We start from the raw sequence: 20,805 nt of genomic DNA on the forward strand, positions 1-20,805 counted from the left end.
CGCACGAAACCTCAGGGCGGGGAGGCATATTTTCGTGCACAAGCTAAGGTTTCGACGTGAATATGGGGGAAGGGAAGCTTCTGCCCTCCTTCCCCCATATTCACTAGTCCCTGAGGTCACTTTTCCTTCTTCAATGCTACAAAGAGTGCACGGAAGAGCATGAAAAAACCAATCGTCAGAGCAATGTGACCAAGACCAGCTACGCCCGCCAGCGCAGCAGAGTGTTCTAGCTCCCACAGGGAGCGCAGGCCCTGCACGAAGAGCATGACAACGGTGACTAGCAGACCGATATTCCACACAGCCAGGCTCGGCTTGAAAAACTTCCAATCCGAAAGAAGGAAGAGCTTTTCAAGGACAAGGAGCATGAGGGACATGAACATGCCGAGCACGAGGGTATGGCTATGCACCAAGCCAAGGCTTCCTGGATCAGAGGTCGCATGGCGGGTGAGTTCACGGAAGCCCACACCTGCAAGAAGTCCAAGGATCGCCCAGGACAAGGCAATGATGGCCAAGGTCTTGAGAATGCAGGGGCGGCAGGTGCGAGTCGCAACATCGCAAGATTTTTCTGACATATAGTCACAATAGCCGGGTATGTGCCGCCCCGCTCCGCGACACTCGACACATTTCCCCCCACCCCGACCCGCAGCGACGCCCTCGTCAAACATTCGAAAACTTATCGTTTCTCACCCTTACGCAAATGGAACGCAAACGCACCTCGGGGCTACCATTGGGGCGTGCGCATTTTCGATCTTCTCCCCCTTGGGCTGACGGACTACACGGAAGTAGACCAGCTTCAGCGCAAGCTCCACACCGATGTCCTCGAAGGCGGCGAAGACGCCCTCATCCTCGGCGAATTCACCCCCACCTACACGGCCGGGCGACACACCAAAGACCACCACATCCCTGACTCATCCCTGCCTGTCATTCCCGTTGACCGCGCAGGCTCAGTCACCTGGCACGGCCCCGGCCAGCTCGTGTGCTACCCCGTGGTCAAACTCTCGGGCGATCCTGTCGACACCGTCGCATGGATTCGCGCCGTCGAAAATGGCGTCCTCACCACCCTCCAGAAGGAGTGGAACCTTGACGTATGTCGCATTGACGGCCGCGCTGGCGTGTGGCTTCGCACACCCGGCACCCCGGACCGCAAGATCTGCGCCATTGGACTAAAGGTGGCCCGAGGTGCAACTTTGCATGGCATTGCCCTCAATGTCCACATTGATTTTGACTCAGCTTTCACCGGCATCATTCCCTGCGGCCTTGATGATGCTGATGTAGCGTCACTATCAACAGAAGGCATCACCACCAGCGTGCCCGCCGCAGCCGACGCACTGGTAGGCCACATGCTGACATCCATCACCCCATGCCTGGCCCGCCCCATTGAGAGCGTGCACACCGTGGATTCCACTACTCTGACTCACTTCTTTGGAGGGAACGAATGAGCACCCTGCCCGATCCCGAGGGACGCAAGCTCTTGCGCGTTGAGGTGCGCAACTCTCAAACCCCCATCGAAGACAAACCGGCCTGGATTAAAACCACCGCACGCGTCAACCAGAACTACACGGACATGCGCGAGCTCTCCCGCTCACGCAGCCTCCACACAGTCTGCGCCGAAGCAGGCTGCCCCAATATCTACGAATGTTGGGAAGACCGCGAAGCTACCTTCCTTCTCGGCGGAGCCCTGTGCACACGCCGATGCGATTTTTGCGACATTGCAACCGGTAAGCCCACCGAATACGACCAGGACGAGCCCCGGCGTATTGCCCAGTCCGTTACCGAACTGGGCCTCCGCTACGCGACGATCACCGGTGTTGCTCGCGACGATCTACCCGACGGCGCCTCATGGCTCTACGCCGAAACCTGCCGCCTCATTCACGAGATGAGCCCTGGCACCGGCGTTGAGCTGCTGGTGGATGACTTCCGCGGTGGCGCTGACGCCATTGACCAGGTCATTGCTGCTCGCCCCGAGGTATTCGCCCACAACCTGGAAACGGTGCCGCGAATCTTTTCCAAGATCCGCCCCGCCTTCCGATATGAGCGATCCCTGGCCATGATCCAACGCGCTCACGATGGCGGCATGGTGACCAAGTCCAACCTGATCCTGGGTATGGGTGAAACCCGTGAAGAGATCGAGACAACCATGCAGGACCTGCATGATTCGGGTTGCGATCTGCTCACCCTCACCCAGTACCTGCGCCCCTCTCCACTGCATCATCCTGTGGACCGCTGGGTGCACCCTCAGGAGTTTGTTGAGCTGTCGAAGCTCGCTGAAGAGATGGGCTTCGCTGGCGTCATGGCTGGGCCACTGGTGCGTTCCTCCTACCGTGCGGGCAGCCTGTGGGCCAAGGGTATGCGTGCGCGCGGCTTTGAGATTCCCGAGCACCTGGCTCATCTTGGCTCCTCGGGTTCGACGCAGCAAGAGGCCGGTTCTGTGCTGGAGCGCCTGTTGCAGCGCGAGGCAGCCGGACAGTGAGCCCGACACCAGACCTCTCCCCCGCCCGAGCTCTTCTGCGTGCTGCTCTGCAGCACCCACGGCGCCCCTCGCTCATCTGGGCAGACACTGGCATGACGTGGGATGTGGCAACCAGCGCGGAGCGCGTGCGTCAGACTGCCACAGTTTTGGCTGCGCGCGGGGTCGGCGCTGGCGAACGCGTGGTCGTGTGCGGCCCGAATTCTCCGTGGCATTTTGTTGTGCACGTGGCAGGATCGTGGAATCACAGTGTCACGGTGCCGCTGTCGCCCCGCCTCCCAGCCGGGCAGTTGCTGGAGTTGCTGGAGGATTGCGCGCCTGCGTTGGTCATTACCACTGACGAGGTTCGTGCCCTGCTTTCCTCTGCGCAGCGGCCGCCCGTTGAGCCATTGCTGGAGTACGCTGCTATGCCTGCATCGCAGGCCTCGTCCGGCTGGGGTGGGCCGTCCCTGCCCTGCCCGGTGCTGACCTTTGAGGAATTCGCTGACGAGGTCGCCGCCGCCACCCCGGTTGAGGGCTTGCCGCCCGCATGCGGTGAGGAGTTGGCCGCCATTGTCTACACCTCCGGCTCGTCTGGGACTCCGCGCGGCGTGGAGTTAACGCATGCGAACCTGTGGTGGGGGTCTGCCTCGTTCCGTGACGGCTTCGAGTACAACCCGGGCACGGATGTGGTGGGCGTGTGCGCTCCCCTTTCGCATATTGGCGGTTTTAACGGCACGACCTTGGACGCATTCAGCCACGGCGGAACGCTGGTGGTCTTCTCAGGTTTTGATCCTGAGCTGGTGTTGGCCTCTGTTGAGCGCTATCGAGTGAGCCAGATGTTCCTGGTGCCAATTATGTGTCACCTGCTGGTGGACGCGCAGGCGCGCATGGGAGCGGACCTCAGCTCTTATCGCAATCCGTTGATTGGTGGGGATGCGATGAGTGTCGACTTGGAGGCCAAACTTCGTGGGATTGGCCTAGCCCCGATCCATGTGTGGGGTATGACGGAGACAGCCGGGGCTGGCACCATGCTGGCTGCCGATGTGTTCGCTGAGCATCCCGGCGCGATTGGCCAGCCGTTCCCCTACCTTGATCTACGTCTGGTGGATGCTGAAGGCCGCGCGATCACGGCACCGAATGTCATTGGTGAGATTGAGGTGAGCGGACCTGGCGTGAGCGACGCCTACTATCGCCGCCCTGGCGACACTGAAGCGTCACGTAACGGGGACTGGCTGCGAACCGGCGACCTTGGAACCTTGGATGCCCAGGGTTTCGTTCATATTGTTGGGCGCGCGTCCCGCATGATTCACACCGCTGCTGAAATGGTGCCACCTCGCCGCGTGGAAGAGGCCTTGCGTCGTTTGGACAGCGTTGCTGACGCCCTGGTGGTGGGCGTGGATGACGAGCGTTGGGGGCAGATTGTGGGGGCGCTACTGGTGCCTGCAGCTGGTATTACTGCCGATATGTCTGGCTCTGGTACTGGCCTGTCTGACGGTGCCGCGCTGCCTGATGATTCTGTGCTGCCTAATGGTTCTGTGCTGCCTGATGCGCGTGCATTGCGCGAGGCTCTGGCGGGTGAATTGGCCCCCTGGGAGCAGGTTCGCTGTGTACGCTGGGTAGATGCGCTGCCTGTGACCTCAACGGGGAAACCCGACCCGACCCGGGCACGCGAACTATTGGAGGATGCGCGTAAGGAGTAGACGTGGAACTACGACGTCACGACTACCTACCTGACGAGTTGATTACCCGGTGGCAGATTCCGCTGTTCTGGTGGGAGAACCACACGACCTCTGACCTGCTGTACAAGGTGTGTCTTCGGGTGGATTCGGTGGCACTCAATGCCGCGTGGAAACTATTGAGCACGCGCTACACGGTTCACGATGGTGAGCTGTGGATCGGGGGTGCTGGCCTGCGCCGTCTTGATCCCGAGCATGTGGAAGCAAGCAGCGGCGGCGAGGACGCCCTCGATTCCCTGGAGTGGGTCATTAACGACGATCTCTTTGGGGCGCTGCGTGAAGTTGCGAGCGCTACTGTAACAAGAACGGAGGAGGCCTACGTTGGAGCGATCATTGTTCACGAACTCCGGATTCCCCTTGTCTCGGGAGTCTAACGAGGGCGAGGCGCTGCGCCTGGGGATCTATCGTCTGCGTCCCGTGCCAGAGGTTGTTCGCCATATTGTCGAGGGCGATCTGCCCGCCTTGCAGGCTGCGGTCGCGGCCAGTAGTGAGGCGTTGGCGCCGGTTCGGACAACAGACGGCACGACCTTGAGCCTGTTGCAGGTAGCGGTCATCCTCAACCAGCCGGAGGTCTGTCGATGGCTGCGTGAACAGGATATTTCCGGGACTGACGGCGTTGCGTTGCTGCAGTTGGCGGCGCGTTATGCCGGTCGCGAAGTCATTGAGTTATTCCGCGATCAGGTAGGCACGCTGAGTGCCGAGCAGAAGAAGGCTCTGTATTCCGCTGTTGGGTATGAGGGGCGCTTTGAGAATATTGCTGTGCTGGAGGATATTGGCATTCCGGTGCGCGACTTTGCGGGCAACCTGTTCCGCGTGCTGGCGTGGACAGACAATCGAGAGGCGCTGGCAGAACTCTTGGCTCGCGGCGTTGATGTGAACTATCACGAGCCCGACATGGTCGAGCCCTATGCGCCGACGGCTGTCTTAAGTGCCACCCGTCATGGACAGTCGGAGGTTGTGCGCTTCCTGGTCGAGCATGGGGCTGATGTGACGATCGCAGATCGTACAGGCGAGCGGCCATACACTGCGGCTTTGAAGACAAAGGATCTGAAGCTGGCAGAGTACCTGCGATCCCTAGAGCCTGAGGAGTGGCATAACCAGGCGGAGAAGGAACGCGAGCTCAAGCCCTTCACACTTCCTCAGGAGCTTGTGGATCTGGTCAGTTCTGAGGATCGGCGTCTTTCTTTCCCTGAGGAAGAGACTGTCACTTGGATTGAGTTCCTGGATTTCTTGAATCTGCGGCCCCTGACGATCCGCCGGAAGAAGTACCTCCTGCTGTGTGACAGCTTCGAACACTACGACGACATGTACCAGGTGCTCTGGCATGGGAAAACGCGGCAGCTTTTCATCTGGGATACCGAGCACCATGAACTGCACGAATTGGGCACCTGGGAGGACTTCTGGTCTGATCCCGGCAAGGCCGTGAATTCGATTTTCTAGGCGCTGACTGTTTCTTTTAGGCTCTGTCTACTTCCAGCCCAGCGCTTCTGATCCACTCAGTTGTTATCCGTCGACTTTTCGTCGGCGGCACCACTTTCCCCAAGAGTGTCGTCAGCAACGGAACCGGCATTGTCATTCTCTTCAGCATTGTCAACACCAGATTCATTGCTTGGTTCTTGAGCAGTATCTTCTTCAACGTGCCCATCTTGTTACTGTTCTTCAGCGATCTCACGTCGAAGCCATTCCTGCTGCAGCTCAGTCAGCACGCTTCCCTCGCCATACCGCGTTCCGGTAAAATCCACCCCCTTGCCAAACGACGCCCCACCAAAGTTCGCATCCTCTTTAAACGACGATCCACTAAAGATCGCCCTCTTACCAAAAGACGCCCATCCAAAGAACGCCCGAGCATCAAACAACGCCTTACTAAAGTCGGGCCCATGATCAAACCACGCCTCGCTAAAATCTGCCTGTCCCAAAATTTGGATTCTCTTGGCATTGAATATTCCCTCCCATCTGGTTTCTCCGAAAGGTATATCCTCGTGCAGTACAGCGCCATGGATATCGAAGTTACACTCACTCCAACTGCGCGTGACGGAACACCACCGATCCACATGGGATCCGATTACGCTAAGGACCGTTGATTCTACTGCCGCGTCAAGGAAACGGATTGGCGCGGAAGTATCTGACTGCTGGGCATCACCATCGGATCGATCTGTACGCAAGTAACCGCACAGAATGTCGACGACGCGTTGCTTGTACGGCCCTTGGAAAGTATCGGCAATATCAGCCAAGGCATACACTCCAGCAATACGCACTTGCGGAGAGTCGGAACCTAGCTGGGTCACTGCTTCAAGGAGTCGCTGATCTACCTTTGAGGATTCCGCGTCAGAACGCTCGCGATACTTAATGACGAGATAGCCCACTGCGCCTACACCACCGACAATCGCCAGAATAGTCTGGACGAACTTCAGTGGGTCCACTCCATTTTCGCCAACAAATAGATCAGCCCCCGGAGTCAGTGGATCATTGATAAAAAACCACCAGATAGCGAGTCCAGCAGTAACAAACAACATAAAGGCGATGGCGACCCACGCAGCGATCATCCTCAGCAGGGACCATGTCCGCCAAAAATGCCCTCCCCTCAACTTCTTTGACTCCTTTCTCGGCTTATCACGCTAAGTTGGCCAGAATCCTTGTCCTGCCCTCACGCCCCTGGGATGCGCTCATATGACAATTTTGCCTGACTGCTTCCACTTCGTATAGCAGTTGTTCGCAGGCTCTGGAGGACCCCTTGAGCTGCGCATGACACTTCATGCCCTGCTCCAAGTGTGCCCCTCCCCTCATCCCACTCCCCTGCTCTCAGCACCTCAAAATAGATAAGATGGACATGTTCTAATTCAGGAGGAATCATGTCTACCCCGCGTATCGTGGTCATTGGCTCAGGCTTTGGCGGCCTCTTTGCCACCCGTAAGCTCCGCAAAGCCAATGTGGATATCACGCTGATCGCAAAAACTAGCCACCACCTCTTCCAGCCCCTGCTCTACCAGGTGGCCACCGGCATCCTCTCCGCGGGCGAGATCGCCCCCTCCACCCGCGAAATCCTGCGTAAACAGAAGAACGTGCAGGTGATCCTGGGCCTGGTTGTCGACATTGATACCGAAAACCGCATCGTCCACTGGCGTAACCACAACCGCCCCGAGCAAACCCCCTACGACATTCTCATTGTCGCGGCTGGTGCTGGGCAGTCCTACTTCGGCAACGACCACTTCGCGGTCTTCGCTCCCGGCATGAAGAGCATTGACGATGCCCTCGAACTGCGAGCCCGCATCTTTGGCGCGTTCGAACTGGCCGAACTGGAAACCGATCCGGGAGAGATCGAAAAGCTCCTGACCTTCGTCGTCGTTGGCGCTGGCCCCACGGGAGTGGAGATGGCCGGGCAGATCCGAGAGCTCGCCTCCCACACTCTGCGCGGCGAGTTCCGCAATTTCGATCCCGCAAAGGCGCGCGTTATCCTCATGGACGGTGCGGACCGCCCCCTGCCCGTCTTTGGTGAAAAACTGGGCGATGCCACGCGCGACGCCCTCGAAAAACTGGGGGTCGAGGTTCGCCCGCGCAGCATTGTCACCAATGTTGACGGTGAGTCGGTGACCATTAAGTCCCTCGATTCTGGCGAGGAAACCCGCATCGACACCGTGTGTAAGGTGTGGGCTGCCGGCGTGCAGGGCTCCGAACTGGGCAAAGTCCTCTCCGAACGCACCGGCGTGGAACTTGACCGCGCTGGCCGCGTGGTCGTCGCCCCTGACTTGACCATCCCCGGCCACCCAGAAATCTTCGTCATTGGTGACCTCATGTCCGTGCCGGGCGTGCCCGGTGTGGCTCAGGGGGCCATTCAGGCGGCCGATTTTGTAGCCGACCAGATCGTTGCCCGCACCAACGGCCGCGCACCCAAGGCCACCGCTTTTGCATACAAGGACAAGGGTTCCATGGCCACCATCGCCCGATTCAAGGCCGTGGTGAGCATGGGCAACCTAAAACTCACCGGCTTCCCCGCCTGGTTCGCATGGTGTTTCCTGCACCTGCTCTACATTGTGGGCTTCAAGGCGCAGGTCGGTACCTTGCTGCACTGGTTCATTAGCTTCGTCTCCAATGCGCGATCCGAGCGCACCACCACCAACCAGCAGATGGTGGGCCGCCTGGCTCTGGAGCAGCTGGGTACGGGTTCGTCAGGACGCCTTGTCGCGGGAGAAGAAGTCCGCAGTACCACCGATGACAGTAGCCCTGAAACGGACGATGACAGCGCACTAAGCGAAGCTGACGAGGAAACCCGCGATCGAGACGAAACCCTTGACGCGCCAGGCAAGTAACCCCTAATCTCGTCGCTGCCTGTTCTCGATGCTCGGGCCTGCTGCTCTTATGAGAGGACAGGCCCGCGCATTAAGTCCGCACCTTAAAGTTATCCACAGATTTTCTATTCGCCTTCGGAAACAGAATGTGGCGTTGTAGCGTGGCTATATGAGTAAGTTCCGCGCATCACAAAAGACTGCTGCAATCTTCGCCGTCGTTATCATGACTTCGGGGAGCCTTCTTGCAGGCTGCGCCCAAGATGACCGGCCCATATCGGAAATACCCTTCTTCCAATCTGCACATTCGGCAGACGATGCCCAGTCTGGAATGACGCGCAGTGCAGACAAAGTCATGTCCGGCCATTACGAGGTCAGCCCGGAGGGAAAACTTCTACGACCTAAAAGCATTTACGAAATCACGCCTCCTGAACTTCCTGAGGTGGCGAAGGTCTACGATCAAAACGGAGCTGAGGCTTTCGCGGAATACTTTGTTGAGGTTCTTGATTACACGTGGTTGAGCGGAGACACCAGCCTGCTGCGTTCGATCAGTGCCGAATCATGCGGATGGTGCACAGCCGTAGCCGACGAAACAGACAAGCGCACCGCAGTAGGAGGTTGGGGAGAACACGTTAACAATCGCGTCCTCAGCATTGAACCAGCCTTTGAATCGACCAACTATCCGGGGTTGTGGGATACGATCCTGCATATTGAGTCTGATAGGCACAACCTCTACAACGGCACAACATTAAAACAATACCCTAGTGAGAAAGCTCAATTCCATGTTCAGATGCGTCAATTTGATGGAATATGGAAGATCACGGGCGCTGATGCGGAGGATGAACAAAGTCAATGATGCCTTCCATCCCTCTCTCTTTACTCACATGCTTATTCGCTCCAATTCTGTTTACGGATGCTCCCCTACTCTTTCCTCTCGACGACAATAAATCCGGCGACGAATCAGAAATCTCCGTTCTTGGTTCTGCCAGAAGTGCTAACGATCGCGGCATCGTTGATGTCGTCTTAGAAAGAGAAAAACTCCGCGATGGAGCATACTCCGCCCCTGATCTTGCTCCCGGTGAAGTTCAGGCCGAGCTTGGCCGACGCGCACTACCTAAGAACGTCAACCTGGGCTGCAGCGGCCAGATAAACGGCGGCATCTGGGGAGACAGCGACATCTGCCCCATCAACTTCCCCGACGAATCACCACCAGAAGAGATCCCACCCATCGACCTTCTCTACCACGCCCTGTCACAAGCAAGAATCGAAGGTGCAGGACTACAAGTCCAACCCCACCTGCGCGCCTACGTTGGCGTCCCCACCCTGGTCCATGCCACCCAACCCACCCGCTCAGAAACACTCCACATCCTGGGCTACGACGTCACCGTGAGCTTTTCGGCAAGCTCCTACAAGTACGACTTCGGTGATGGCCTCCCTCCCCTGATCACCACCGATCCGTCAGGCCCCTACCCCATTTCACGACTACGCCACACCTACCAACAGCCCTTCACCTCACAGACCGTCGCCTTGGAAACCACATGGACAGCCACCGTTACACACCCTGTCACTGGGGAGGTTCTCACAGTCCCAGGTGCAATGATCACCCGGGAGCGCTCAGCTCCTTTCGAGGTACGTAAGGCTCGAGGATACTTAACTGATACAGCCGAAGAACTCCAGGGTCGATAACTCGGATCGACGCAGTGATCACCCTCCCTTTGGGTCGCTCACTTCAGCGTCTACTTGCTTGTCGTGCCAGATCCGTATGACTACCGCTCAACGGGTGCAGGGTAGGTCGTTCCGGTGAGTCGGTGGTAGATCAGCCCCATCACAATAACGATTGCGATGCCCACGCACATTGGCCACAGCAGGTAGCTCCATGGGGTAGCCGCACTCATGACAACCAGAGGGTTCGCTCCTGCTGGCGGGTGGGTGACACGTAGCAGCGCCATGAGGATGATTGATACGGCTAGTGTCATACCGATGCTCCACCAGCGTATGGGCAGGAAATGCACGGCCACGAGGCCGCAGATGGTGGTGACGACGTGCCCACCGGCAACGTTGATGGGTTGAGAAACTGTTGACTCTGGCAGCGTAAAAACCAGCACGCAAGACGATCCGAAAGCAGTTGCGAGCAGCGGGTAGTGCGAACTCGTGTCCAATAGGGCGATCAATGCGATTGTCAGTGCGGCACCGAGACTACCGATAATGACCCGAGGCATAGACGGGTGGTCCTCGGTGCGGATAATGAGGTTGCGCAGCGCTGCTGGGGGTTTGAAGCGTCCGCCTCGTGAATGATTTTTATCTGCTTGATTCACTCGCCACCTTCCCTCTGTCGGAAGAGTATCGCCGCGGCGACAGTGAGCATGAGAGCTAACACCCAGAGGCTTATTTCGCCCCAGCCGTCTAAGCCCTTCCACAGCGGGTTGTCTCCGAATGCCCAATCCACTGGGGAGAGATCAGCGATCCAATGCCAGTTGGGATTCAGGCGCGATATGGCGTCTACCGTGTAGCTCGATACGGTGACAATTATTCCCGCCGTAACTGCCCAAAGGCGCTTGCCGATATAGGCACCGACAAGGATGGCGATTGCAGCGACGAGTGCTCCAAGCCCTAGCCACACGATTGTTGTCTGCCCTAGTAGTCGTGTCTTGAGCCCGACTCCAAGGGGCTTATTCAGCCAGCGAATCGCCACATAGGTGATGAGCGCGATGATGCTCAGACGTGTTAGAACTGCGGCGCTGGCCTCAAGGCAGTATTGAATGGGGCCAACGCCACGGCCTATGACGGTATGAAGAGTGCCGTCCTCTTCAGCTCCTGCGATTGCTGCACTTCCCCATTGGATTCCCGCAGCGATCATGGCCAGGAATCCTATACCGCTGAAGATCATCGCTTGAACGTAGCCGGGCCCCGTGTGGATCTGGTCAAAGCGCAGGGTCCAGTAGATGACCCAAGGCAGACGGTTGACGGCTGCAAGCACCGATGGGGTGGTGAAGGTCGTGTGAAAAGGCAGGAGAAGTATCACTGCGGCTAGGAGGAAGATGCTCCAGAAGAGTAGGGAGCGCCAAGAGGCTGCCATGTTTGATCGAAATACCGGCAGTTTTTGGGTGCGCCTGTCAGTGGCGGGAGTGGTGGCCGACGTGGTGTTCACTGGTGGCCTCCTTGGAGGGTCTTTCAGCGTGTTGTGGGTGTGCTTTTGTCAGTGTAAACCTGCTGACTTCACCTCTTGAGCGCGTGGGGAGTGTTTTGCGTGATGTCACGTTGGAACTGGCAGACTTGCACCTGACGTTGCGTCATAGTCGAAAGTGGTGGTCATGAGCGAAACGCAGCCTTCTGGCGAATACACCATTGGCGAGGTCGCCCGCCTGTACGGGATCACGGTACGTACCCTGCATCACTGGGATGCAATCGGCCTGGCCAGCCCATCTGAGCGAACGTGGGCGGGGCATCGGATCTATACCGATGCTGATGTGGAGCGGGTTCGTCATGCGTTGGTGTATCGCGAGACTGGCATGAGCCTGGAGGTTATCCGCCAGGTGTTGGACTCCCCAGGAGATGCGGTGTCACATGTGCGCGCGCAGTTGGAACTCCTGCGGGAAAAGGCCATGCACCTGCATTCGCTCATGGATTCTGTTGAGACACTTTTAGAGGAGATGACGATGAGTAACACGCCCTTGACCACCGAGGAAAAAGCCGCGCTTTTTGGTGAGGATTGGTCCCCTGAGTACGAGGCTGAGGCCCACGTTCGTTGGGGCGATACCCCGGACTGGGCCGAGAGTCAGCGCCGCCAGGCGAGCATGTCGGCGGCGGATTGGGCGCAGGCAAAACGTGAGCTGGACGAGTTGGAGTCGCGTTTGGCTGATGCGATGGCGCGCGGGGTGAAGCCCGGGTCTGACGAGGCCAACGCCCTGGCTGAGGCGCACCGTCAGAATCTGTCTCGCTGGTTTGATGTCAGCATCTCTAAGCAGGTGTTGATAGCTCGCGGGTACACGGCGGATCCGCGTTTTGAGGCTCACTATGAGAAGGTGGCTCCCGGTTTGGCTGCGTGGCTTGTTGAGGTCATTCATGGCAATGCTCGCGCACAGGGCGTTGATCCTGCGGCCGTTGAGTGGGAGTAGTACAGAAAGATGAGACAAGGCTGGGGCAAGTGTGAAGTGAAAGCCCCAGCCTTGTTCATTCTTCGCGCTATGAAGAGTGCGCAGAGGTGTTGAGATATGACTCCATCGCAGCAATAAAGTCTTGGACGCGGGTCTTATCCCATTGCGCATGAGGGTCTGGCTCGACATAAGACAGCAGTGCTCCAGCCAGCATGTACACGGCAGGAATCCATTCGCTTTGCTCGCTGCTTCCAAAAGGCCGCATCAGACGAGGAGCCTCGTTAGTGTCATATGTGGCCTCACTTTGGATGAGTCCGAGGAAGAGCGCGCCAAGTGCTCTGCTCATGAAGTCAAAGCCATCAGGACCTGCCAGGGGTGGAACCAGACGGTACCCGAAGAGAGCCGCAAATTGGGCGTAGACGCGTGCTCGCTTCTGGTTGAAGTCCTCAAGTGTGGTGCGAAGCGCTTCGCCTACACGTGCGCGCAGCTCTGGGTCAGCAAGACCTGAGTGGCTGGCAAGCAGGGCATGAAAGGCTTTCCATTGAGGGGAGGTGCTAGCGACACGGTAGTCAGCGTGGAGTGAGATTCTGAGGATTTCGACGATGAGGTTTTGCCGATCTTGGTGAGTTGTTAATGAGGCAGCGCGCTCGCGGATGATTGGCACAAGTTGGTGAAGCACGTTCTCTTCGCTCCCGCGGAGTGCGGTGCCGTGTGCGAGTTCGACGAGAATGTCGCCGTAGAAGAGTTCACGGGCAGGCCAGCGACGGTAAGCCGACGTTCGGGAGACTCCGGCACGGCGTACGACCTCGTCAAAGACGATACCCTCAAGGCTTGCCTGAAAGCCTCTCTCTTGGGCAATTTCGATGGCGGCATCGAGCATGCGGCGTTCTGTTTCGCGGTCATTGATCCGTTGTCGAGGCATGCGCCCAGAGTAGCAAGACCTCACCCATATGATACTTGCAGTCCTATATATGGTACTGTCAGTACCAAAAGGATGAAGATGGGAGAAAGCGATGCAGACACTCATTGTTGTTGAGTCATGGTTTGGCAACACGCGACAGATCGCAGACGTGTTGAACGATGCCCTGTCCGCCCTTGGCCACCACGTTGACCAGTGTTCTGCGACAGAGGCACCCGATCAGATTCCTTCGGAGATCGGCCTCTTGATCATCGGAGCCCCGACCCACAGCCGCGGCCTATCGCGCACAAACACTCGCCGCCAAACCGGCGCCAGCGATGCGGAGCGAGGTGTACGAGAATGGCTGAGCTCGCTCACCTTCTCGGAGCAGCTTCGCATTGCCTTCTTCACAACGGTCACCAGTACAAGCTGGTTTGCGGGATCGGCGGCGAAAGAGGGTCGAAAACTCTTGGCACGACGCTATCGCCAGAGCGATCTTCCCCTTGAGCACTTCCTCGTCGAAGGCATGAAAGGCCCCCTACGGACGGGAGAAAGTGAACGCGCCGCGCAGTGGGCAGCGGGCCTTGTCTAAAGCGTACTTCCCATGAAGGTGGTCGTCAGGACCGCAGAACCTTCTCAAGCGCTTTGCCTCGGGCGAGTTCATCGACGAGTTTGTCAAGGTATCGGATCTTTTGCATGAAGGGATCCTCAACCTCCTCAACCCGCACGCCGCACACCACGCCAGTGATAAGTACAGCATGAGGAGTGAGGTGGGCAGCCTCGAAAAAGTCAGCGAAGGTGGTTTCCTGTGCAAGGTGGCCTCGCACCTCCTCCTCGGTAAATCCAGTCAGCCAGGTGATGACTGCCATGAGTTCTTCCTCGCTGCGGCCTTTCTTCGTGACTTTCGTGAGGTAGTGAGGGTAGACCGAGGCGACGGGCATCGAAAAAATCTTGTGCATCGGGTGATCCTACTAGCGGTATTCCTATGAGCGTTTGAGGGAGCGTAACGCGCGAGACACGATGCGCTGGGTGTTATCGCAGGGACTCTCGTCCAGCCAGCGCGCACATGTCTCTTCCACCCATTCTGGTTGAGTTTTAGAAGCGTCGTTGAGCCAGTTCGCCACAGAGTCTTGGACATAGGCGGACGGATCGGCGCGCAGGGGTTCAATTAATGGCAGTCCTCGCTGGGGGTCGGACTTCAACTCGGCAATGTGCTGCGCCCACACCCCGCGCGGCCGTAGGGATTCGCTCACGAAGCGGCGGATATTGGCTGATTCGTCGCTGGTCCAGGCAAAGAGGGCTGCGATAGCCTCGTCAAGGGAGGCAACAAGGCGAGGGCGGGCCGCAAGCCAACTCCACTCGCGCACTCCAAAATGCTCGTCGTTGGCGAACGGGCGGAGAGCTGCGAGAAGCCAATCAATCTTGGCGGCGCGCTCATCGTGGACAATGGCAAAACAGGTCCACCCGCGAATGGTGTCTGAGGGATGCTTGGCTAGTGTTTCCAGTTCGTCAGCGGAGAGGTGTTCGTGAAGAATCCGGCCAATGCTGCGCATTCGGGCGGCTATTCCCAATGAGTCGACCTGTGCAATGGCCGCTAAAAGAATCTGATTGTCAGTAATACTTGCAGCGAGCCGCGACTGCGTAATTGCCAAAATCTCGGTGAGATGGGTTGAGGGAGCACCCGCTTCGAGTTCTGCCAGACGTTCGGGCGTCACCTGGGCGACAGTACGAGCCATGGAAGGTCCTTTGCGACTTCTTAACCGTTGTCGACGACCTCGACAAACTGGATGGTATTTCCAGCGGGATCGTTGAGTTCAGCGAACTTCACGACCTCATAATCAACAATCTCACCGATGTCGAAGCCTTCGCCAAGAAGTGAGGCGTGTAGTTCAGCCAGGTCAGAGGTTTCGACAATCACACTACCTGCACAATTACTGCCGGTCTCTTCAGCAAGCTGAATCCAATGCCCAGGAGCGACTTCCCATTCAAGAACACCTTCGTCAGGCACAACGGTCGCTTCACCCAAGAGCGCAACGTACCACTGCTGGACAGCAGCAAGATCGGGCACAGTGAGGACAGGCAAAGTGCTGACAAAGTTGCGGATTGGCATGGAGCACGACTCACTTTCTGAGTATGTTCGAGGAAGAGTGTCCGTCGAGAGTAGCACCCACATACTGCGATTGCCTCAGCACATCCAAACGCGCGGGGGCGAGCCGCACGCAGCAACACAAGAAAAACGCTCCCTCTTACCCACCGTCAATCGCTCTCGATAGGCTTTCAGTGTTGAGCTCAACGACGACCTCATGCTTCTGGCGGAAAGTGAGCTGTCTTCATGCATTCGGAGTCTTCGTCGATTCAGCGGATCCACCTTGCTGTCTGGCCTCTCGCCGTTGTCGTGCTCGGCTTCATCCTGCCGTTTGGGTGGGTCTTCGCAATACTTGCCCTTCTTGCTGCCGCATGGCTCCTGGCAACGAGTGCCACCATCACCGGCAGCGTAAAGGCCGCGGTTGCTGTTCTGTGGCTGCTTGGCGTGAGCTTCCTCGGGTACGCGCAGAGTGCTTTCATGGCGCTTGGTGAGGCAGCCGACACCTCGGCCGCAGAACCCGCGTGGACAAGCGGCTTCCTCTATGCGGCAGTAGGTGCTCCGCTAGCCTTCCTTGCTGCCGCTCTCCTTCTTCTTTTGGCGAGGCCTGTGCGGGCCACAAGTGAGGCGGCCACGGTGGCCTGAGCCGACAGGAAGCAAATAGCAAAAACTCCCCGGCTTCAGCCGAAGGAGTTACATCCGATATTCATGTTGCCGATGGCTCGTATAAGACCATCATGGTGGGCCCAGAGGGACTCGAACCCCCGACCTACTGGGTGTAAACCAGTTGCTCTAGCCAACTGAGCTATAGGCCCGTTGCGCTCACGCGCACAATGGACAAGTATAGCTCACAGTCAGACCCTAAGGGAAATTCGGCCCCTCAAGACCTCACCCAACTCCCATCGTGCACGTCAGGGGACATCTTGCGTGGTGTTGCGTAAGATTTAGACCTAACGCGACTGTTTTGGATTCTGAGTAGGATGTAGCCCGAGCAGTGATACAACCCGTCAGTGCCCCTTTCGACCCCCCTTTTTGGAGCTTTCTATGACAATACAACCCTCTAGGTTTGCTACTAAGTTCGGTGCGTTTCTACTGCTCACACCCCTTCTTGGGCCTCTGTCACTTATCTTGGTGGGAATTACCGACACCTTCCCCCGCGACGCCCCTTTTTCAACACAGGGATATGGCCTACTGATCTGGGCAATTTTTTGGTTTTACGGTGGCTGGATTCTCCACGTTTTGGCCGGCATTGGCGCCCTCATATCCCTTCGAGGTAACTACCGCACCATCTATTCAATCATCTGCTTCGCGTCCCCTCTTATGCTCCTCCTGGGAGTCGCATCCAGCTATCTTCCCGGATTCGACATTTACCATATTTCTTATCTCTTCTACGGACTCTATATCCTTCTTAGCGCAGCAATTCCGTTCCTATGTCTGCATGCCATTTATCTAGGTCACAAACTGCATCACAACAGCCCTGCCGTCGCCGTAATATCGTCTTCTCAGATACCCACACCTCCACACACACCCCAGTCCCCAAACTCTCAGGTAACCAATACAGCACGGCAGAGCAACATTTCCGTACAACCCCCTCCACCTCACGAAGGCACCCCGCCGCAGAACGCCCAGCGCTGAGCACCCAGCTCAACACAGATTACCCAACGCGCAATCTTATTTGAGGGCATAGTAAGGCCGCGTTCACCTCGTCAATCAGGGGCGACAAGGTGAACGCGGCGACGTCAGGGGAAATCAGCGGTTGCGCGAGCGGGCTGTCAGGCGAATGCCCGCCCAATCGGCACCCACCGAAGCGGCGGAGGTGGTGTTGAGGCCAGCGGTCTTTGCTGACTCTTCCACGTCTGCCACGGGAATTGCGCCCGGGCGGCCGGGCTTGGGGATCAACACCCAGATGAGGCCGCCATCATCCAAATTGGACATGGCATCAACCAGAAGATCTGTCAGGTCCTCTTCTTCGGCGTCTTCTTCTCGCCACCAGATGATGGTTCCGTCAACGACATCACCGTAATCACCATCAACGAGTTCGCTGCCGGTTTCGGCCTCTACTGCTTCGCGGAGCGCTTCGTCGGCGTCGTCATCGACGTAGAACTCCTGGATCACTTGTCCTTTTGTGAAACCAAGGCTCATCGCCACGACTTCCGACCACCTTCCAAAATATGCCCACATGGCACATGAATTGCAATCACGCTCCTAATCGTAAGGCAGTGCGGCCCCTTTGGTCAGCAAAGCGCAGACTTTTCTGCACCTCTTTATCAACGTGGTATACGTCTCTCTTAGCAGCGTTGCACCCACACTCACTGCCCACAAAGCCGCCACTGCTGCCACGACATGCCGGTCCCTCCGCCGGAAACTGAGACTTTTCACATGGGCTTTAAGTCCCGCAGCCACTCGCCAAAGCCCGCGGAACAAGAGACAATAGGAACATCAGTACTGCACGACGCTGTGCGGCACGCGCCCAAAACGTGTCGCCATAAGGAATGAGGGAATGAGCCACATGAGCGATAGTCATCCCGTCGTCAACGGCCTGCTGAGCCAGGTTCCTGACAACGATCCGGCAGAAACCGCCGAATGGGTGGAATCACTGTCGGGACTTATCGACGAAAAGGGCGGGCCTCGCGCTCGCTACATTCTGCTGCACATGCTGGCTGAGGCCCGCAAGCGTGACGTGCAGCTCCCCCAGGAATACACCACCCCCTACGTCAACACCATCCCCGTTGACCAAGAGCCCTACTTCCCCGGCGATGAGGCAATGGAACGCCAGTACCGCCGTTGGATCCGCTGGAACGCTGCCGTCCAGGTGACCCGCGCTCAGCGCCCCGGTGTGAAGGTCGGCGGCCACATCTCCTCCTACGCTTCCGTTTCGACGTTGTACGAGGTCGGCCTCAACCACTTCTTCCGCGGTAAGCATCATCCCGGCGGCGGCGACCACATCTTCTTCCAGGGTCACGCCTCCCCCGGTCCTTACGCTCGCGCCTTCCTTGAAGGACGCCTCACCGAAGAGCAGATGGACGGCTTCCGCCAGCAGGTTTCCACCGAGCACGGCTTGCCTTCCTACCCCCACCCCCGTCAGATGCCCGACTTCTGGGAGTTCCCCAGCGTTTCCTTGGGTATCGCCCCTGCTGCCGCTATCTACCAGGCGTGGTTCGACCGTTACCTGCACATGCGCGGCCTGAAGGACACTTCCCAGCAGCACACCTGGGCCTTCATTGGTGACGGTGAGATGGACGAGCCCGAATCGCGTGGCATGCTCCAGCTCGCCGCACAGCAGGGCCTGGACAACCTGACCTTCGTCATCAACTGTAACCTGCAGCGTCTCGACGGCCCGGTTCGCGGTAACGGCAAGATCATCCAGGAGCTTGAAGCCTTCTTCAAGGGTGCTGGCTGGAACGTCATCAAGGTGATCTGGGGCCGTGGCTGGGATCAGCTCTTGGCTGCTGACAAGGACAACGCCCTCGTTAACCTCATGAATGACACCCTTGATGGCGACTACCAGACCTTCAAGGCCAACGATGGCGCCTACGTGCGTGAGCACTTCTTCGGACGTGATCCTCGCACCAAGGCTATGGTTCAGAACTGGACCGATGATCAGATCTGGGCTCTGCAGCGCGGCGGTCACGACTACCGTAAGGTCTACGCCGCCTACAAGGCTGCTATGGAGCACACCGGCCAGCCTACCGTCATCCTCGCCCACACCATTAAGGGCTACGCCCTGGGTTCTTCCTTCGCTGGTCGTAACTCGACCCACCAGATGAAGAAGCTCACCGTCGAGGACGCCAAGCAGTTGCGTGACCGCCTGCAGATTCCGATCACCGATGAGCAGCTTGAACGCGATCCCTACTGCCCGCCTTACTACATGCCTCCGGCGGACCACCCGGCCCTGCAGTACATGAAGGAACGTCGCGAGAAGCTCGGCGGCTACCTGCCCGAGCGTCGCACCGACTACGACCCCAAGCTCCCCGAACTTCCGGTTCGTCCTTTCGAAGCTATTTCCAAGGGTTCGGGCACTCTTGAGGTCGCCACCACCATGGCATTCGTGCGTCTACTGAAGGACCTGCTCAAGGACAAGAACATCGGCCGTTACCTGGTGCCGATCATCCCCGACGAGGCTCGCACCTTCGGCCTGGACGCCATCTTCCCCACGGCGAAGATCTTCCACACTCACGGCCAGAACTACACTGCTGTGGATGCTGACCTCATGCTGTCCTACAAGGAATCCCAGCAGGGTCAGGTGCTCCACACGGGTATTACTGAGGCTGGTTCAGCCGCTGCTTTGCAGGCTGTGGGCACTGCCTACACCACCCACAACCTGCCGATGGTGCCGTTCTACATCTTCTACTCGATGTTCGGCTTCCAGCGCACCGGCGACCAGTTCTGGGCCGCCGCTGATCAGCTCGCTCGTGGTTTCGTGATCGGTGCTACCGCTGGCCGCACCACTCTGACTGGTGAGGGCCTGCAGCACCTTGATGGGCACTCCCCCATCATCTCGGCCACCAACCACGGTTTCGTCACCTACGACCCAGCCTACGCCTACGAAATCCGCCACATCATTTGGGACGGCCTGCAGCGCATGTACGGCGAGAACGATCCTCGCGATCCCAACGTCTTGTACTACATCACCGTCTACAACGAGCCCATCCAGCAGCCTGCCGAGCCCGAGAACCTTGACGTTGATGGCCTGCTCAAGGGCATCTACAAGGTGGAGGATCACTCCGGCAATGGCCACAAGGTCCAGCTGCTCGCTTCAGGCGTTGGTGTGCCGTGGGCTCGCGATGCCCGCCGTATCCTCGCTGAGGAATGGGGCGTGGACGCCGCCGTGTGGTCGGTGACCTCCTGGAACGAGCTGCGCCGCGACGGTCGCGAAGCTGACGAGTACAACTTCCTCAATCCCGATGCTGAACAGCGCGTGCCCTACGTGACCTCGAAGCTTGCGGGTAGCGAAGGCCCCTTCATTGCTACCTCCGACTACGACACTCTGGTTTCTGACCAGATTCGTCCGTGGGTTCCCGGCGAGTACATCACCCTTGGCACCGACGGATTTGGCGTGTCTGATACTCGCCGCGCCGCCCGCCGCTACTTCAAGGTTGATGCCGAGTCCGTGGTGGTCCGCACCCTCAAGGCCCTGGCTGACCGTGGCGTGATGGATCGTTCCGTGGTTGCTCAGGCAATCCAGCGTTACGACCTGTTCAATAACTCCATTGAGGCTGCTGGGCCGGTCGGAGACTGATCTGTAGTCGCACCCTGACAGTTACG

General features: G+C 58.1%; 21 protein-coding genes and 1 tRNA gene. 12 read left to right on the plus strand and 10 right to left on the minus strand.

The genetic code is table 11. The features are described from left to right. Window positions 1-116: 116 nt before the first annotated feature. Window positions 117-572: a DUF2871 family protein gene (locus tag EII11_RS06815; protein ID WP_165867092.1), complete on the minus strand. Its 456-nt coding sequence runs from the start codon at window positions 570-572 to the stop codon at window positions 117-119. Between the two features lie 162 nt (window positions 573-734). On the opposite strand from EII11_RS06815, the gene lipB reads away from it, so the two are divergent. The 5 genes from lipB to EII11_RS06840 are packed head-to-tail and all read left to right on the plus strand — an operon-like array spanning window position 735 to window position 5,625. Further along, window positions 735-1,439, plus strand: a complete 705-nt coding sequence (gene lipB, locus EII11_RS06820) for a lipoyl(octanoyl) transferase LipB (protein WP_124870571.1) — start codon at window positions 735-737, stop codon at window positions 1,437-1,439. Next, complete coding sequence (gene lipA / locus EII11_RS06825) at window positions 1,436-2,470, plus strand: lipoyl synthase (RefSeq protein ID WP_124870574.1); 1,035 nt, start codon at window positions 1,436-1,438, stop codon at window positions 2,468-2,470. Before lipB ends, lipA begins: the two co-directional genes overlap by 4 nt. Then, on the plus strand, window positions 2,467-4,149 hold the full coding sequence (locus EII11_RS06830) for a class I adenylate-forming enzyme family protein (RefSeq protein ID WP_240623096.1): 1,683 nt from the start codon (window positions 2,467-2,469) through the stop codon (window positions 4,147-4,149). The genes lipA and EII11_RS06830 overlap by 4 nt, the downstream gene beginning before the upstream one ends. Before the next feature lie 2 nt (window positions 4,150-4,151). After that, entirely contained in the window at window positions 4,152-4,559 is a 408-nt protein-coding gene (locus EII11_RS06835) for a hypothetical protein (RefSeq protein ID WP_124870577.1), read from the plus strand. Beyond that, on the plus strand, window positions 4,519-5,625 hold the full coding sequence (locus EII11_RS06840; protein WP_124870579.1) for an ankyrin repeat domain-containing protein: 1,107 nt from the start codon (window positions 4,519-4,521) through the stop codon (window positions 5,623-5,625). Before EII11_RS06835 ends, EII11_RS06840 begins: the two co-directional genes overlap by 41 nt. A gap of 209 nt (window positions 5,626-5,834) precedes the next feature. Here the strand turns inward: EII11_RS06840 and EII11_RS06845 are convergent, their stop codons facing one another. Next, a complete protein-coding gene (locus EII11_RS06845) occupies window positions 5,835-6,770 on the minus strand; it encodes a pentapeptide repeat-containing protein (RefSeq protein WP_124870582.1) in 936 nt (311 codons plus the stop codon). A gap of 264 nt (window positions 6,771-7,034) precedes the next feature. Here EII11_RS06845 and EII11_RS06850 point away from each other — a divergent pair, with 264 nt between their 5' ends. The 3 genes from EII11_RS06850 to EII11_RS06860 all read left to right on the plus strand — a co-directional run bounded on the left by EII11_RS06850 (window position 7,035) and on the right by EII11_RS06860 (window position 10,151). Further along, window positions 7,035-8,489, plus strand: a complete 1,455-nt coding sequence (locus EII11_RS06850; RefSeq protein WP_124870585.1) for an NAD(P)/FAD-dependent oxidoreductase — start codon at window positions 7,035-7,037, stop codon at window positions 8,487-8,489. A 148-nt stretch (window positions 8,490-8,637) separates the two neighbouring features. Next, on the plus strand, window positions 8,638-9,321 hold the full coding sequence (locus EII11_RS06855; RefSeq protein WP_124870588.1) for a DUF6318 family protein: 684 nt from the start codon (window positions 8,638-8,640) through the stop codon (window positions 9,319-9,321). Next, on the plus strand, window positions 9,318-10,151 hold the full coding sequence (locus EII11_RS06860; protein ID WP_124870591.1) for a hypothetical protein: 834 nt from the start codon (window positions 9,318-9,320) through the stop codon (window positions 10,149-10,151). Before EII11_RS06855 ends, EII11_RS06860 begins: the two co-directional genes overlap by 4 nt. Window positions 10,152-10,231: 80 nt before the next feature. On the opposite strand, the gene EII11_RS06865 is transcribed toward EII11_RS06860, so the two are convergent. Beyond that, on the minus strand, window positions 10,232-10,780 hold the full coding sequence (locus EII11_RS06865; RefSeq protein ID WP_124870595.1) for an HPP family protein: 549 nt from the start codon (window positions 10,778-10,780) through the stop codon (window positions 10,232-10,234). Beyond that, window positions 10,777-11,613 carry a hypothetical protein gene (locus tag EII11_RS06870; protein WP_124870598.1) on the minus strand — a complete coding sequence of 279 codons (837 nt, stop codon included), beginning with the start codon at window positions 11,611-11,613 and terminating at the stop codon, window positions 10,777-10,779. Before EII11_RS06870 ends, EII11_RS06865 begins: the two co-directional genes overlap by 4 nt. A 163-nt stretch (window positions 11,614-11,776) precedes the next feature. On the opposite strand from EII11_RS06870, the gene EII11_RS06875 reads away from it, so the two are divergent. Continuing rightward, window positions 11,777-12,580 (plus strand): MerR family transcriptional regulator, encoded by an 804-nt coding sequence (locus EII11_RS06875; RefSeq protein WP_124870600.1) that lies wholly within the window; start codon window positions 11,777-11,779, stop codon window positions 12,578-12,580. Window positions 12,581-12,647: 67 nt separating this feature from the next. Here the strand turns inward: EII11_RS06875 and EII11_RS06880 are convergent, their stop codons facing one another. Then, entirely contained in the window at window positions 12,648-13,481 is an 834-nt protein-coding gene (locus EII11_RS06880) for a TetR/AcrR family transcriptional regulator (RefSeq protein ID WP_124870603.1), read from the minus strand. A 91-nt stretch (window positions 13,482-13,572) separates the two neighbouring features. Here EII11_RS06880 and EII11_RS06885 point away from each other — a divergent pair, with 91 nt between their 5' ends. Next, a complete protein-coding gene (locus EII11_RS06885) occupies window positions 13,573-14,049 on the plus strand; it encodes a flavodoxin family protein (protein ID WP_124870606.1) in 477 nt (158 codons plus the stop codon). A 25-nt stretch (window positions 14,050-14,074) separates the two neighbouring features. Here EII11_RS06885 and EII11_RS06890 read toward each other — a convergent pair whose 3' ends face one another. From EII11_RS06890 to EII11_RS06900, 3 genes are read right to left on the minus strand one after another with little or no spacing between them, the layout of a single operon-like run. Next, a complete protein-coding gene (locus EII11_RS06890; RefSeq protein ID WP_124870608.1) occupies window positions 14,075-14,416 on the minus strand; it encodes a DUF2200 domain-containing protein in 342 nt (113 codons plus the stop codon). Window positions 14,417-14,440: 24 nt separating this feature from the next. Further along, entirely contained in the window at window positions 14,441-15,193 is a 753-nt protein-coding gene (locus EII11_RS06895; protein ID WP_124870611.1) for a DNA alkylation repair protein, read from the minus strand. A gap of 20 nt (window positions 15,194-15,213) precedes the next feature. Next, window positions 15,214-15,567 (minus strand): VOC family protein, encoded by a 354-nt coding sequence (locus EII11_RS06900; RefSeq protein ID WP_124870614.1) that lies wholly within the window; start codon window positions 15,565-15,567, stop codon window positions 15,214-15,216. Window positions 15,568-15,789: 222 nt separating this feature from the next. On the opposite strand from EII11_RS06900, the gene EII11_RS06905 reads away from it, so the two are divergent. Beyond that, window positions 15,790-16,185: a hypothetical protein gene (locus EII11_RS06905; protein ID WP_124870617.1), complete on the plus strand. Its 396-nt coding sequence runs from the start codon at window positions 15,790-15,792 to the stop codon at window positions 16,183-16,185. Window positions 16,186-16,278: 93 nt separating this feature from the next. Here the strand turns inward: EII11_RS06905 and EII11_RS06910 are convergent. Both EII11_RS06910 and EII11_RS06915 read right to left on the minus strand, forming a co-directional pair. Beyond that, window positions 16,279-16,355: transfer RNA gene (locus EII11_RS06910), tRNA-Val, on the minus strand. Between the two features lie 934 nt (window positions 16,356-17,289). After that, window positions 17,290-17,688: a DUF3052 domain-containing protein gene (locus tag EII11_RS06915; RefSeq protein WP_124870620.1), complete on the minus strand. Its 399-nt coding sequence runs from the start codon at window positions 17,686-17,688 to the stop codon at window positions 17,290-17,292. Between the two features lie 352 nt (window positions 17,689-18,040). Between EII11_RS06915 and aceE the strand changes: the two genes are divergently transcribed. After that, window positions 18,041-20,779, plus strand: a complete 2,739-nt coding sequence (gene aceE, locus EII11_RS06920) for a pyruvate dehydrogenase (acetyl-transferring), homodimeric type (RefSeq protein ID WP_124870623.1) — start codon at window positions 18,041-18,043, stop codon at window positions 20,777-20,779. The last annotated feature ends 26 nt before the right edge of the window (window positions 20,780-20,805 follow it).

Origin of the sequence: Schaalia canis, assembly GCF_003858455.1 — a bacterium.
In the GTDB taxonomy this organism is placed as follows: domain Bacteria; phylum Actinomycetota; class Actinomycetes; order Actinomycetales; family Actinomycetaceae; genus Pauljensenia; species Pauljensenia canis.

What these genes read in the sequence shown, in the direction of transcription:
- EII11_RS06905 (WP_124870617.1), top strand. Translation starts at nt 15,790, where the DNA reads ATGCATTCGGAGTCTTCGTCGATTCAGCGGATCCACCTTGCTGTCTGG.
- EII11_RS06850 (WP_124870585.1), top strand. Translation starts at nt 7,035, where the DNA reads ATGTCTACCCCGCGTATCGTGGTCATTGGCTCAGGCTTTGGCGGCCTC.
- aceE (WP_124870623.1), top strand. Translation starts at nt 18,041, where the DNA reads ATGAGCCACATGAGCGATAGTCATCCCGTCGTCAACGGCCTGCTGAGC.
- EII11_RS06815 (WP_165867092.1), bottom strand. Translation starts at nt 572, where the DNA reads ATGTCAGAAAAATCTTGCGATGTTGCGACTCGCACCTGCCGCCCCTGC.
- EII11_RS06895 (WP_124870611.1), bottom strand. Translation starts at nt 15,193, where the DNA reads ATGGCTCGTACTGTCGCCCAGGTGACGCCCGAACGTCTGGCAGAACTC.
- EII11_RS06855 (WP_124870588.1), top strand. Translation starts at nt 8,638, where the DNA reads ATGAGTAAGTTCCGCGCATCACAAAAGACTGCTGCAATCTTCGCCGTC.
- EII11_RS06880 (WP_124870603.1), bottom strand. Translation starts at nt 13,481, where the DNA reads ATGCCTCGACAACGGATCAATGACCGCGAAACAGAACGCCGCATGCTC.
- EII11_RS06890 (WP_124870608.1), bottom strand. Translation starts at nt 14,416, where the DNA reads ATGCACAAGATTTTTTCGATGCCCGTCGCCTCGGTCTACCCTCACTAC.
- lipA (WP_124870574.1), top strand. Translation starts at nt 1,436, where the DNA reads ATGAGCACCCTGCCCGATCCCGAGGGACGCAAGCTCTTGCGCGTTGAG.
- EII11_RS06885 (WP_124870606.1), top strand. Translation starts at nt 13,573, where the DNA reads ATGCAGACACTCATTGTTGTTGAGTCATGGTTTGGCAACACGCGACAG.
- EII11_RS06900 (WP_124870614.1), bottom strand. Translation starts at nt 15,567, where the DNA reads ATGCCAATCCGCAACTTTGTCAGCACTTTGCCTGTCCTCACTGTGCCC.
- EII11_RS06860 (WP_124870591.1), top strand. Translation starts at nt 9,318, where the DNA reads ATGATGCCTTCCATCCCTCTCTCTTTACTCACATGCTTATTCGCTCCA.
- EII11_RS06875 (WP_124870600.1), top strand. Translation starts at nt 11,777, where the DNA reads ATGAGCGAAACGCAGCCTTCTGGCGAATACACCATTGGCGAGGTCGCC.